Source organism: Paenibacillus sp. 01T442 (genome assembly GCF_056398345.1).
In genome coordinates this window covers 103,669-117,420 of sequence record NZ_JBFTPF010000003.1, presented here as the reverse complement: position 1 = coordinate 117,420, position 13,752 = coordinate 103,669, and the positions used below count along the sequence as shown (strand labels likewise).

The 13,752-nt window shown below is 51.4% G+C and carries 10 protein-coding genes and 1 riboswitch; of the genes, 6 read left to right on the top strand and 4 right to left on the bottom strand.

What is annotated here, in order from left to right:
• The first annotated feature begins 1 nt into the window (after position 1).
• Positions 2 to 3,163 (top strand): S-layer homology domain-containing protein, encoded by a 3,162-nt coding sequence (locus AC1DLM_RS04635; protein ID WP_477569264.1) that lies wholly within the window; start codon positions 2 to 4, stop codon positions 3,161 to 3,163.
• Positions 3,164 to 3,245: 82 nt separating this feature from the next.
• On the opposite strand, the gene gcvPB is transcribed toward AC1DLM_RS04635, so the two are convergent.
• The 3 genes from gcvPB to gcvT are packed head-to-tail and all read right to left on the bottom strand — an operon-like array spanning position 3,246 to position 7,185.
• The gene (gene gcvPB / locus AC1DLM_RS04630) at positions 3,246 to 4,703 is read right to left on the bottom strand and encodes an aminomethyl-transferring glycine dehydrogenase subunit GcvPB (protein WP_477569263.1); all 1,458 of its coding nucleotides are present in this window, start codon (positions 4,701 to 4,703) and stop codon (positions 3,246 to 3,248) included.
• A complete protein-coding gene (gcvPA, locus tag AC1DLM_RS04625) occupies positions 4,700 to 6,055 on the bottom strand; it encodes an aminomethyl-transferring glycine dehydrogenase subunit GcvPA (protein ID WP_477569262.1) in 1,356 nt (451 codons plus the stop codon). The genes gcvPB and gcvPA overlap by 4 nt, the downstream gene beginning before the upstream one ends.
• A gap of 35 nt (positions 6,056 to 6,090) precedes the next feature.
• The gene (gcvT, locus tag AC1DLM_RS04620; RefSeq protein WP_477569359.1) at positions 6,091 to 7,185 is read right to left on the bottom strand and encodes a glycine cleavage system aminomethyltransferase GcvT; all 1,095 of its coding nucleotides are present in this window, start codon (positions 7,183 to 7,185) and stop codon (positions 6,091 to 6,093) included.
• Between the two features lie 211 nt (positions 7,186 to 7,396).
• A riboswitch (glycine riboswitch) is annotated at positions 7,397 to 7,493 on the bottom strand.
• Positions 7,494 to 7,692: 199 nt separating this feature from the next.
• Between gcvT and gcvH the strand changes: the two genes are divergently transcribed.
• Entirely contained in the window at positions 7,693 to 8,082 is a 390-nt protein-coding gene (gene gcvH / locus AC1DLM_RS04615; RefSeq protein ID WP_171633049.1) for a glycine cleavage system protein GcvH, read from the top strand.
• 45 nt (positions 8,083 to 8,127) lie between these two features.
• Positions 8,128 to 8,724 (top strand): sulfite oxidase-like oxidoreductase, encoded by a 597-nt coding sequence (locus tag AC1DLM_RS04610; protein WP_477569261.1) that lies wholly within the window; start codon positions 8,128 to 8,130, stop codon positions 8,722 to 8,724.
• A gap of 371 nt (positions 8,725 to 9,095) precedes the next feature.
• Here AC1DLM_RS04610 and AC1DLM_RS04605 read toward each other — a convergent pair whose 3' ends face one another.
• Positions 9,096 to 9,890 carry an AraC family transcriptional regulator gene (locus AC1DLM_RS04605; RefSeq protein ID WP_477569358.1) on the bottom strand — a complete coding sequence of 265 codons (795 nt, stop codon included), beginning with the start codon at positions 9,888 to 9,890 and terminating at the stop codon, positions 9,096 to 9,098.
• 155 nt (positions 9,891 to 10,045) lie between these two features.
• Here AC1DLM_RS04605 and AC1DLM_RS04600 point away from each other — a divergent pair, with 155 nt between their 5' ends.
• From AC1DLM_RS04600 to AC1DLM_RS04590, 3 genes are read left to right on the top strand one after another with little or no spacing between them, the layout of a single operon-like run.
• Positions 10,046 to 10,969, top strand: coding sequence for an aldo/keto reductase (locus tag AC1DLM_RS04600; RefSeq protein WP_477569260.1), 924 nt, complete (start codon positions 10,046 to 10,048; stop codon positions 10,967 to 10,969).
• Positions 10,966 to 12,921, top strand: a complete 1,956-nt coding sequence (locus AC1DLM_RS04595) for a DUF8034 domain-containing protein (RefSeq protein WP_477569259.1) — start codon at positions 10,966 to 10,968, stop codon at positions 12,919 to 12,921. Before AC1DLM_RS04600 ends, AC1DLM_RS04595 begins: the two co-directional genes overlap by 4 nt.
• A complete protein-coding gene (locus AC1DLM_RS04590; protein ID WP_477569258.1) occupies positions 12,912 to 13,745 on the top strand; it encodes an amidohydrolase family protein in 834 nt (277 codons plus the stop codon). The genes AC1DLM_RS04595 and AC1DLM_RS04590 overlap by 10 nt, the downstream gene beginning before the upstream one ends.
• Positions 13,746 to 13,752 lie beyond the last annotated feature (7 nt).

Here is a 13,752-nt window from a genome sequence, read left to right as displayed (position 1 = left end):
AATGATAAAATGGAAAAAATCACATATTGCTGTAGCTCTGCTTGTCACTTTGACCGCAGCCTCCTTCGGGATAGTGCCGAGTCCCGCAGCAGCCGCTACAGTTGTGGGGATGGATGAAAATTTCAACTCGCTGCAGTCAGGGAACTTCTCGGCCACTAATTGGACACCGACCCTTACACTGGATGGATCCATTCAGGTTGTCTCTAACGGCGGAGATCTGTCGAATCAGAGTGTGCGACTTGAAAAAACAACTACAACAGCTGCAGCTAATCTTACATTGGATCGAAAGAATTTGTCCGTAACGGGGAAAGCCGTCGTTAGTTACCGACTTAAGTCAGACGAAACGAGTGGAACGAAGTCGGCGCCATATATCTATGGCTCTACCACAAGTAACAATATGATCAGTCTATCTATTTCGGGTACGAATATTAACGCCTATAATGGAGCAACGAGCAGCTCTATTTTGTCAGGGTTTCAAGCAAATCGGTGGTATCATGTCCAGTTTATTCTAGATACCGCTACGAAAAAGTATGACGCATATGTAGACGGCGTAAAGAAGGCGGCTGGATTTGCCTTCCGGGATACAACCGCAAGCACGGATACACTGAAACTCGTCCGCTTTTCCCTGGACAAAGCACAGAAAGGAACGATCCAATTTGATGATTTATTCGTGGATCAACTCCCAGATTCGATCGTGATGGAGCCCGACTATCATTTGACGGTGAATGCCGCTCATAGCTCGCAAGTTACAGCGAATTACAGCGATTATACGTTAAATGTGACGGATAAGGCCTTTTACCGTTCATCCAATCCAGCGGTGGCGGCCGTTGATGATCAAGGCAACGTCACAGGAATTAGTCTGGGGACGGCTATCATTACCTCCTCTATTGGAGATGTGACCGCTTCGACGACGGTTACGGTTTCTACCGCTCCTGTGCTGAACGAAGTTCAGCTTGATCAAACCAATTATGTTTTGGAGGAAGGCGAACAGCAAATTTCCGTACTCACAGCCGTTTATTCAGATGGAGCGAGAATAGCGAACGGACTGCCAGGCGTTTCGTTTGTATCGAGCAACCCGATGGTTGCTTCTGTCGATGCCAGCAGTGGCAAACTGAGTGCGCTTCATTATGGCACATCGGTGTTGACAGCCACGTACGGGAATAAAAGCGCTACAGCAACGGTGACGGTTCTACCAATCCTTCAAGAGCTTGTCTCATTGTCTCCTGGAGTTGGTGGGATGGATCTGATTGTAGGCGGTACGGCCAGAAGTATTACACAAGCTGTTTATTCGGACGGCTATATAACCGATATTGGCAACTCTGCGAGATACACTTCGGATCATCCGACCGTGGTGGTGGTGGATGCTTCTGGTAACGTGCTTGCTATTTCAACTGGGCAATCCGTCGTAACCGTGACGTACGGCACCAAAAGCATCGGATTTCCAGTTCGAGTCTCTTCCATCCAGCTGGACAGTAGGGCATATACATTAAAGAATGGGGCGACGCACGCGACCACGGTCAGCTTAGTCAGGCCGGATKGGAGTCCTGTCGACGTAACCGGACAGTCGTCCTTCCAAGCGGCAGACCCTTCGATAGTTAAGGTTGATGCCGATGGGAAAGTAACCGCGCTGCGCAGCGGTACGACGACAGTGACAGCCAATTATGCAGGAGCGGAGGTGTCTGCTATTGTCACTGTACAGGGCGATGTCGCTGCTTCCGAATTCACGCTTCAGACAGCCGCTTCGAAGGATACATTAACCGTGAAAATTATGGCTGGAAGTGATGCGATTCATGGAGCCTTAGGTCCCATTTATTCGGCGCAAGCGGAATTCGGTTATGATCCTGCCGAATTGCAGTTGCTTAGTATGGAGTCGGAAATATTCACAGGGACTGGCAATTCGCTGTCTGTGACGGACAGTGTGTATGAGATCGCTGGGCAGCCCTCTGGCTTTCAAAGCATAATAACGCCAGAAAGCGGACGTATTTTGTATGCCGCAACAAGAATAGGCGACGTGGATGATGCCAATTCGGTTTCGGCAGCTGCTGTAAGTGAAGTTGTGACACTTGTCTTTCATCTGACGCATCCAGGCTCAGTTGCTCATTTACAGGTGGGCAATATGAGCGTTGGTACGTTGGTTAATGATAGCGTCATTCAAGTGAGCCCGAGTCTAATTAGCGCCGAAGTCAAGCGCGATACAACGAAACCTGTTTGGCCCGAGCATAGTCAAGTAACAGCAGGGCAAGTGAGTGCGAACAGTGCTCAACTAACTTGGAGCAGCGCAACGGATGAAATTGAAGTTAGCGGTTATCGGATTTATAACGGCAGCCGATTGGTCGCTTCAGTTCCTGCTTCAACAAGCACGTATCAAGTGACCAATTTGCAGTCTGCCACTTCGTATACGTTTGCCATCGAAGCAGGAAATGCTGCTGGCAACTGGACCAATGACGGGCCTGTCGTTACCGTGAGAACAGGTGGTACAGAAACACCGCCACCTACGCCATCACCAGACCAACCGGTGAAACAGCCTGAAATACCCGAGAAACCAAAGCAACAAGATCCATCAACACCAATCCTACCCGGCGCAGGCGCTTCCGGATCATCGAAATTTAAGGATGTCACCCCAAGCTTCGATTGGGCAGTGAAAGCTATTGATTCCCTTACCGAGAAGGGGATTATTCAAGGCACGTCGGCTGCTTCATTTGAGCCCGGTAATCAAGTCTCACGTGCTGATGTGATCACGTTGCTGGTAAGAGCACTTCATTTGAGCGCCGACTTCCAAGGTAATTTTAACGATGTTAGTCAGGGAAATTATTACTATCAATCTCTCGGAATTGCCAAGGAGCTTGGCATCATGTCCGGTACGGGTAATAATGAAGCGATGCCAACGCAAGCGATCACCAGAGAAGATTTGATGGTGCTGTGCGTCAGATCGTTGAATGCAAGCGGCAAGTTAAACACCCAATACAATGAATCGGTGCTCAACGATTATGCGGATAGTGCCAGCATTTCCGCTTATGCGAGAAGCAGTGTAGCTGCACTGATCCAACTTGGCATCGTAGAAGGGGACGGGAAAGGACTCAACCCCCGGGGAACGGCATCCCGAGCCGAAATGGCCGTTATTTTATTCAAGCTTTTAGAAAAAATGTCGATCACAACAAAATAACACGTTCATGCAGATAACAAAAGGCTGTTCCTAAAGTAGAATTATCTACTTCAGGAACAGCCTTTTCGCAAGTTCGGGACGATTATCCGCACGTACAGTTCAGAACCGGCTTCCGAGCGGCCAATGCCTCATCCATCCGGCTGACGACAGTTGTATATGGGGCATTTTTAACCAACTCTGGATTCTCTTCTACTTCTTTGGCGATGGCGATCATCGTATCGATGAAGCTATCCAAGGTTTGCTTGCTTTCCGTTTCCGTCGGCTCGATCATGATGCATTCTTCCACGCTGAGCGGGAAGTAGATCGTTGGCGGGTGGTAGCCGAAGTCGAGCAACCTTTTGGCAATATCAAGTGTACGTACGCCCAGCTTCTTCTGACGATTTCCGGACAGCACGAATTCATGCTTACAGAAGCGGGGATGGGGTACGTCGAAATAAGGCGTTAAGCGAGCTAGCATGTAGTTGGCGTTCAACACAGCGTATTCGGATACGTTGCGCAAGCCTTCCGGACCGAGCGTACGAATGTACGTGTAGGCACGAACGAGGATGCCGAAGTTGCCGTAGTAGCCTTTGACGCGACCGATCGACTGCGGATAGTTGTAGTCAAAATAGTAGCTGTTATCTTCGCGCTTGGCGACAAGAGGCGTTGGCAGAAATGGAATTAGCCGTTCTTTGACGCCGACAGGGCCAGCGCCAGGGCCGCCTCCGCCGTGCGGGGTGCTCATGGTTTTGTGAAGGTTGAGATGGACCACATCGAAGCCCATGTCCCCTGGTCGCGTGATGCCCATAATGGCATTCGCGTTCGCGCCATCATAGTAGAGCAGTCCGCCAGCGGCATGCACGATTTCGGCGATCTCGACGATTTGTTCTTCGAACAAACCGAGTGTGTTCGGGTTCGTGAGCATGAGCGCGGCCGTATCTGAACCGACGGCACGGCGCAATTCGTCGAGATTCACGAGGCCGCGATCATCGGATTTAATTGTCACGGTCTGGAACCCAGCAACCGTTGCACTGGCTGGATTCGTGCCATGCGCCGAATCGGGACAGATGACCTTGGTACGATGCTCACCGCGGCTCTCGTGATAAGCTCGAATCATCATGAGACCGGTCCATTCACCATGTGCGCCAGCCGCAGGCTGCAAGGTTACGCGATCCATGCCCGTGATCGCTTCGAGATCATGCTGGAGATTGTACAGCAGCTCCATCGCGCCTTGTATCGATTCTTCTGGCTGATAAGGATGAATATGGGCGAAGCCAGGGAAGCGGGCAACATCTTCATTAATTTTGGGATTATATTTCATCGTACATGAGCCTAGCGGATAGAACCCATTATCCACGCCGAAGTTGCGACGAGAAAGCGCCGTGTAGTGGCGGATGACATCGACTTCATACACTTCGGGCAGGTCAGGTTCGAGCTGCCGCCGAAACTTGGCCGGAAGCAGTTCATCGATATTCACATCGGGAACATCTGATTCGGGTAAGGAATACGCGACGCGTCCAGGATGGCTCATTTCGAAAATAAGAGCTTTTTCGTTGTTCATACGAGTTCCTCCAATGCGGCTGCGAAGCTATCGATATCTTCGCGTGTTCGTTGCTCGGTGACGGCGATTAACATATGGCCGGCCAGTTCGGGATAGTCGCGGCCCAGATCGTAGCCGCCGATGATATTGCGCTGGAGGAGCTGACGATTCAGCTCCTCGATGTTCGTGCCGTCTGGCAGCTTGACGGCAAATTCATTGAAGTAGCTGCCAGTGAACGGCAGCTCGAGTTTGGTTGACGCGGTGAGGCGATTCGCCGCGTAATGGGCCTTCTGGACGTTGAGTGTGCCAACGTCTTGAATGCCTTGCTTGCCCATCGTGGACAAGTACACGGATGCGCAAAGCGCGAGAAGCGCCTGGTTGGAGCAGATGTTCGACGTGGCTTTCTCACGTCGTATATGCTGCTCCCGCGCTTGCAGCGTAAGCACGAAACCGCGCTTGCCATCGCGGTCCACGGTTTGGCCCACGATGCGCCCCGGCATGCGGCGCATCCAGCTCTCCGCGACGGCGAAGTAGCCGCAGCTCGGCCCCCCCAGCCCAGCTGGAATGCCGAGCGGCTGGCAATCGCCGACGACGATGTCGGCGCCGAGCTTGCCCGGCGCTTCGAGCAGCCCGAGCGTGAGCGGATTCGCGCTCACGACGAGCAGTGCGCCCGCGCCGTGCGCGAGCGGCTCCACAGCCGCGAGATCCTCCAAGCAGCCGAAGAAATTCGGCGATTGGAGGATGACGGCGGCTGCGTCGCTCTCGAGCTTGGACGCGAGATCGTCCAGATCCGTGACACCTTCGGGGGTCACGGCGATCTCGACGACGTCCAAGTTCAGCCCGCGGGCGGACGTGCGCAAGACGGCGCGCGCCTCCGGGTGCACCGCGCGGGACACGAGCAGACGGCTGCGCTTCGTCGCGCCGCTGGCAAGCGCGCCAGCTTCGGCCAGCGCTGTTGCGCCATCGTACATCGAGGCGTTCGCCACGGCCATGCCGGTGAGCTCACAGATGTACGACTGAAATTCAAAAATCGCCTGCAATTCCCCCTGGCTAATTTCCGGTTGATAAGGCGTGTACGCTGTGTAGAACTCTGAGCGTGAGATCACATGATTGATCACCACCGGAAGGTGATGATCGTAGATGCCAGCGCCGAGGAAGCTGGCGTAGCGCTGGAAATCCGCATTGCGCCCCGCCAACTCGCGCATATATCGGAGTAATCCCTGCTCGCTGAGGGCATTCCCTACTTGCAGTTCACCCTGAAACCGCACCTGCTGCGGGATATCGCTAAACATCTCTTCCATGGAGGAGATGCCGATGGTCTTCAGCATTTCCTTTTGATCCTGCTCCGTAATAGGCAAATAACGATGTTTCATAACCGAAGATGCTCCTTCCGACCCGGATTCGGGAATTATTTCTTTTTGTGAAAAGGGGTAGAGACTACGGTTGCTTTCACTTGCGAGCCTCTGATTTCGACATACACATCCGTACCTAAAGCGCTATACGCGGCATCGATCAAAGCTAAGCCAACATTGGTTTTGTACGTTGGAGATTGTGTACCTGTTGTTACCTCACCAATCTGTTTACCTTCGGCGTATACGGCGTAATGAGGACGTGGAATGCCGCGTTCTTGCATTTCAATACCGACAAGCTTACGGGGTACACCGTTTGTTTTTTGCTCGAGCAGGGCATCCCGCCCTATGAAATCGCCTTTATCCAGCTTTACAAAAAAGGAAAGTCCCGCCTCAAGGGGCGAAATCTCCGAAGATAGCTCCTGTCCGTAAAGAGGGAGTCGCGCTTCAAAGCGAAGCGTATCCCGAGCTCCCAAACCTGTCGGGATGAGCCCATGCTCAGCACCAGCTTCGAGTAGATTACGCCAGAGCGTAATCGCATCCTTTTGATCGACATATAACTCAAAGCCATCTTCACCTGTATACCCAGTACGAGAGAGCAGCGTTGTCACATCTCCTACCTTCACGTCAGGGAGGAAATGAAAGGTTTTCAACGTCTGAATCGGTGCATCTGTCAATTTAGCTAAAATGTTCAAAGCTTTCGGACCTTGCAAAGCCAGCAAGGCAGTCTCTTCAGAAACATTGGTCAGTTCTACCTGACCTGCAAGATGCTGTTGCAGCCAAGCGACGTCCTTCTCAATATTTGAGGCATTGATAACGAGCATGTAGTTATCGGCGCTGAACTTATAGACGAGCAGATCATCAACTACACCGCCATTCGGGTAGCAGAGGAGGCTGTACTGACACTGGCCTTCCACCAGTTTGGACACATCATTCGTCGTAACGCGTTGTAAAAATGCGAAAGCATCCGGGCCTTGAATACGTACTTCGCCCATATGTGACACATCAAAAAGCCCGGCCTGCCCTCTGACAGCATCGTGCTCCTTCTGAATGCCAGTGAACTGTACGGGCAGCTCCCAGCCGCCAAAATCAATGATTCGCGCGCCATATTCCGCATAAACAGGGAAGAGCGGTGTTCGTTTCAGCATGCAAATAACCTCACTTTCATTGGACTTATTTACCATTGGTTATATTTCGGAAACACAAATAGGAGCAAAAAGTATGCAACACAAACATACCTTTTGCCCCTGTCCTTTATACCTGAGAGTTGCCTAGAACGGTAGAATCTATACATTCCATCGTTAAGTTTCCCCTTGGGTGTCCGATTTCCCGTGAATAACGAGTGTTCGAAGCTCTCCAGAGTCGCGTCCGATACAGGTCCTTTTGCCTGAGAGATTCACCGCTCCGGGCTTACTCCTTCGGCGCCGCCATTATGCTCAGCAGTCTCTCCCTGTATCCTCATTCGCCAATATTTAATTAGCCATATTTAACTTCATTATGTGTCTAAATTGGTGTAGATTGTCAACAATAACTTTTGATATGGAAGGTCAGTGGAGGGGCTGCATGCTCGTTTCACTGCTTCTGGGACGTCTATCTTGACTTTGATGTTCACAGTAGATTAAGCTAAAAGCAAAATTTGTAAGTGAGTGAGGCGTGGACTGATGAGCAACGTACAAGCCAATTTGTTATACACCAAAGAGCACGAGTGGGTAGAGAAGCTATCGGATACGGTGGTTCGCATAGGGATTACCGATTTTGCACAGGATCAATTAGGAGATATTGTATTCGTAGAGCTTCCGAAAGTGGGCGCTGCTGTAACAGCGAATGAGAGCATTGGGAGTGTGGAATCGGTCAAAACGGTTTCGGATATTTTCTGCCCAGTATCAGGCAAAGTAACGGCTGTGAACAGCACATTGGAAGGCTCGCCAGAGCTGGTTAATAATGCGTCGTTCGGTGAAGGCTGGATGGTCGAGGTTGAAATCTCAGGACCAGAAGCATTGGAAGGCTTATTGAGCGCTGCGGAATATGGCTCCTATATCGGTAACGACTAGGTTGTTTCCATTAAGATGCAACTAGAACGGATGGAGGTTTTTTCCATGCAATTTGGGCAAAAGCTGCCTCAGGATCCGAATGATCGTGTTCCTCCTGGGCAAACGCTGACACAAGGCTGGCCTGTGCTGCACTATGGGTCCGTGCCCTACTACAACGATATGAGCAAATGGGATTTGCGTTTGTTTGGCTTGGTGGAGGAAGAATTCACCATTTCGTACAAGGATTTTATGGCACTGCCGCGCAAGGAATTTGCTAACGATATTCACTGTGTGACCACATGGTCCAAGCTGGACAATGTATGGGAAGGCATTGCTGTGTCGGAGCTTATGAGTAAAGTGAAGCTGAAACCTGAAGCAACCCATGTGATGCTGCATGCGGAGCATGGATGGACGACGAATCTGCCACTGGAAGATTTCCTGTTGGAGACGTCTTTTCTAGGCATCCGACATAATGGCGTGCTGCTGACACCTGACCACGGAGCACCCGTGCGAATGGTCGTACCGCATCTATATTTCTGGAAAAGTGCCAAATGGCTGCGTGGCATTGAGTTTATGGCGAAGGATAAGCCGGGATTTTGGGAGCGGAATGGCTACCATATGTATGGTGATCCCTGGAAAGAAGAAAGGTACGATTTTGATTAACAGTTCAAAAACGTATGTGGCAATTAATAATTATTTGCGGGTATGAATAGAGTATGTTAGAGTAAATATAACAAAAGAGACGGATTCGCGGTCCGTCTTCTGCACAACACTTGGATGGAGACACTCCGAGTGACATACCGGAAATGAATAACCCCTACCCTATGGCGCTAACCTGAGTGGGGTTATTTTCTTTTCATATAGGTTAAAAGTGCGAGAATAAACATCCCGAACAGCATTAACTCATGAAATGAAAATGTCATAGGCATTACCTCCTTTCCGGAGGATGCCGACCACCCAAGTTCAGTTGTACGAGAGTTATTATACCAATTAAAGCCTATCATCGATAGGCTTATTTTCATTTTTGGAGATAATCAGGAAGTTTCATAGGATGCAGTTCCGCTCTCCAATTTCGCCTTCTCCCTGTAAGCAGTTGGGGAAAGACCAATGGTTCGTTTAAACATGCGCGAAAACATCAGGGGGTCTTGGTAGCCCACGGATAGAGCAATTTCAGCGATCCCGAGAAGCTGCCTGCGGAGAAGGCGGCAAGCTTTTCTCATCCGAACATCGGTCAAATACCGGTACGGGGACATGGACAGACGTTGCTGGAAAAGACGGCATAGGTACTTGGTGTCCAGCCCTACATAGTCAGCGATTTCGTTAAGACTGATGCGATCGGCATAGCGGGCGTTCATAAAGGAAACGGCATTACGTATGTGGTGTCCGACATCGGCTCTTAGCGGGGGCGCATCGTCCGGTATCGCGAGTGTACCGAATATTTGGTACAGCAGAGCGGTCAAAAGGAGCTCTTTGGCCGGTTCCTTGCGCAGGCTCATTAAATTGCCAAAAAGATATTCAACGGACGTTGATGAGTCAGCCGTCCGGACAGGAGACAGGACGGTGAATCCGGCCAGTTCGACTAGACGGGGGGCCAATGTCCCGACGAAGCCGAACCACGAGTAGCGCCAGGGCTCATCCGATTCGGCACAATAGGAATGTACGGTGTCAGGCATGACAAGGAACAGCTCACCTGGGCCAATCGGTTCCGGTCTGCCTCCTGTTGAGTAAGTGCCGTATCCGCTGTGAATGTAGTGAAGGATATACATATCTCTTACAGAGGGCCCGAATGACATGTCCGGCAGGCAACTTTGCGTGCCGACCTCGAGCACCGCAAGATCGGTCAAACCGATCGGTTCTGTATAAATAAATTCCACGTTTGCTTTCGCCTCTTCCTCAAATAGAGAAGATATGCCATAAGATGGGGAACTCTGGCTATTTTGATTATAAAGGATGAACACTACAATTTACAGTAGGAGGGATTCAAATGGAGTATACTACATTCGGCCGAACCGGACTTCGTGTATCGAAACTCGGGCTTGGCGGCGCGCCCCTTGGAGGGGTTTTTGGACCTGCGGATGAACATGATGTCGAGAAGATGATCCATGAGGCCTTAGACAGCGGAATCAATTTTATCGACACGGCACCGAGCTACGGCAGAGGTGAGTCGGAGCGCCGAATTGGTAGGGCGCTGAACGGCGGCAGAAGAAATGAGGTTGTTTTGGCATCGAAGGCAGTGGGTCCGGGAGAATCGTTCGATTATGCGACGACGATTCGCTCCGTTGAGGATAGTCTGGAACGGCTTCAAACGGATTGGATCGATCTGCTGCAAATTCACGATGTGGAGCAGGTTCCTTATGAAACGATTGTAAGCGAAACGCTACCTGCGCTAGAGAAGCTGCGAGAAGATGGAAAGATTCGATATATCGGCGTTTCAACAAGGATATTATCACTTCTGGAGCGTTATGTTCGGCTAAATCGCTTTGACAGCATCCAGTTTTATACGAGATATATGCTGATTGATCATACGGCGAAGGACTTACTGCTGCCGCTCGCAGCAGAGAAGGAAATCGGTGTTATCAACGGTAGCGTGCTCGGACTCGGCTTGCTTGCCGATACGCCGGCACCGTTTTTGAGGCCTAACCTCGTGTACGAGGCAACGAAGCGGATGGATCAGCTCCAGTTTTTGCGTAAGAGAGAGCCGCACGGTCTCGTCGAGCCAGCCATGCGTTTCAGTCTGTCGCATCCTGACATTCACGTTACCTTGACGGGGGCTGCCACATCGGATGTGCTGCGCACGAACTTAGCATTTTGCGATGGGCGGGGATTGGATCCAGAGGAACTGAAAACGGTGTATGACTTATTTCAGGGCAGAAGTTTATTTCCGGCGGAGAAGGAGGAAGCGAAGTGAACACACAAGGAAGCATGCTGCCATGGATTGTAGCGGAGGAGCGAATGGTTCCTCCAGAGTGGGCGTTACAGGAACAGTGGTTGTTTGCTACGCTGAATCAGGCGGCGAAGGAGTTTGTGGCGCGTTACACACAGCCTGATGGAAGTCTGATCTGGCAGAAAGAATGGCCGGGTATGGACGGCTCGGATGACCCCTATGAAGGGTTCATGAATCTAGCGCTGCTCTACGTGTTAGGGGGCAGTCGTGAGCTCCATGAAGTATCGCGTAAGATTTGGGAAGGGATTACTTGGCAATGGACCGAGTATGGGCAAATTCACCGAGAATTCGATGCTTACTATGATTGGATGCATCACGGTGAAGGGTATTTATTTCTCTACTTTCTCGGACTAGCTGGCCCTGTTACAACGAAAGACAAGCAGAGAGCAGTACGCTTTGCCAGTATGTATATGGGAGACGATCCGGAAGCTCCTAATTATGATAAAGCACAGAAGCTTATACGGTCACCATTGACCGGAAGCAAGGGTCCGCGTTTCACGGTGTCGGAAGAGGATTGGGTCACGCATCGCAGCATTCTCGACCATTATCCTGCACCATATGAAGATATTCCTGGTGTCGATTTTGCGAGCGGCAAATGCCCTTGGTCCAACGATGATGTATATCAGAACCTGATTGCGATGATGAATGAGCGAATGAACCGGGGAGACGTCCCGCTGAATTTGAATGCAACCGGACTGATTGCGCACGCATTCATGCATAATGGAGACACAGTATATCGCGATTGGGTGGTTGATTATCTCGCAGCTTGGGAAGAGCGTACCCGCCATAACGGAGGAGTTATTCCCGACAATGTCGGACTGACAGGCGTAATCGGCGAGTACAACGAAGGTAAATGGTGGGGAGGCTACTACGGTTGGAGATGGCCGCATGGATTTATGACCATCATTGAGCCGTTGACGAACGCGTGTATGAATGCCGTTTTGCTTACGGGAGACATGAACGAGCTTGAGTTAGCCCGTTCTCAGCTAGATGCTAACTGGGCGCTGCGGCGGGAAGAGAATGGCCAGGTACTCGTGCCGAATAAGCACGGGGATAACGGATGGTACGATTGGCGGAAGGCTCTGCCAAAGTATCCGGTTTATTTGTGGACGATGTCCATGGCCGACGAGGATTTAGAGCGGTTAGAGCGGATTCCGAAGGATCATGATTGGAATGAAATTACTGTGCCTGTCGTATCCGGAAGGGACAGCCGGACAGGAAGGGAAACGAAGCACTATATTGGCAATACAGAGCCTTGGTTCCAGTACATTCGGGGGCTCAACCCCGACTATCCGAAGCGGATATTGGCCGCCAATATGGAGCTGGTCGGTCGACAGCTGGAGCGAATGCGCTCGGAGCAAGGCGACCCGCACGGATGGAAAAGCGGCTTTGCTGACGGTGATTTTTCTAACATTCATATCTGGCAGGAAATGTGCCCTATTTATTTTGAGTCGCTAGTACAACTGACACTGGGAGGGCCGATGCATATCTCGCACGGCGGTCTACAGCATGCGCGAGTGCGCTACTTTGACTCACAGGAGAGGCGGCCAGGTCTTCCGGTTGGTGTATCTGCGCTAGTTGAGGCGCTTACAACGGACGGCGTGACGCTGCAGCTCTGCAACACCAGCTTATATGACGAACGTGAGGTCGTCATTCAGGCAGGGGGCTTCGGCGAGCACGAATTCACCAGTGCCGAGCGAATCGACGCAGATGGGTGCCCGGTGCAAGACTCGCACATGGAGCTCAAAGGCAAATGGCTGGCGATTCATCTAAAGCAAGGCGCCGGCATCAGGTTGAAGCTCGGCATGAAGCGTTACGTCAATACGCCGAGCTATGAGATGCCATGGCCGAATCCGTATGCCGCCGATCTGCTGGCTGGCCGTAAGGGGCAGGAAGGCGAAGTGCCATGTATATAGACAGCCACGTTCACTTTTGGAAGCCATCACGTGGTGATTACGGCTGGTTGAAGCCCGAGAATGAGCTGCTCTATCAGGATTACTTGCCGGAGCAGTTGCTCTCGGAATTGGGCGCTTTCGGTGTGAAGGGGCTTGTAGCCGTACAGGCTGCCGTTACAGCAGAAGAATCGGCATTCCTGCTGGAGCTGGCGCAAGCCTGGCCGGTAATATCCGGCGTGAGCGGAGGGCTCGATCCGTTCGTGGATCATTTTCACGAAGAGATCATGTCCTTGAAGGCTGATCCGCGCTTTACCGGTATCAGACTTGGCGGCAGCGCATTTCGTTCTGAACGGTCTGGGACCGATCAGAACAAACTACGGTTGGCCCTAACCACTTTGATGCAGGCTGGACTAACGCTGGATCTGCTCGTAAAGCCCCAAGACCTCTCAGATGTAGCATCGTATTTAGAGGAGCTGCCGCTGCTCAAGGCGGTTGTCAACCATCTCGGCTGCCCAGACATTCGTGGGCAGGGAATAGAGCCGTGGCGAATAGGCATGGAGCGGCTATCCCAGCTGTCCTGCGTGGCGGTTAAACTGTCCGGTATGATCACGATGGCAGGTGGATTTCATCCTGAAAGGCTTCGGCCATACATCGATCAGTTGCTTCAGTTGTTCGGCAGTGATCGGCTGCTGTTTGGCAGCGATTGGCCTGTGGCACTACAAGCAGGCGGCTATGGGGACGTCATCGATTTGTTCGAAGCCGTGCTTCCTGATGACCTTACAGAGGAGGAGAAGGGAATGATTCGCGCGGGCAACGCAAGCCGATTTTACCCGATACTAACATGATGAGAAG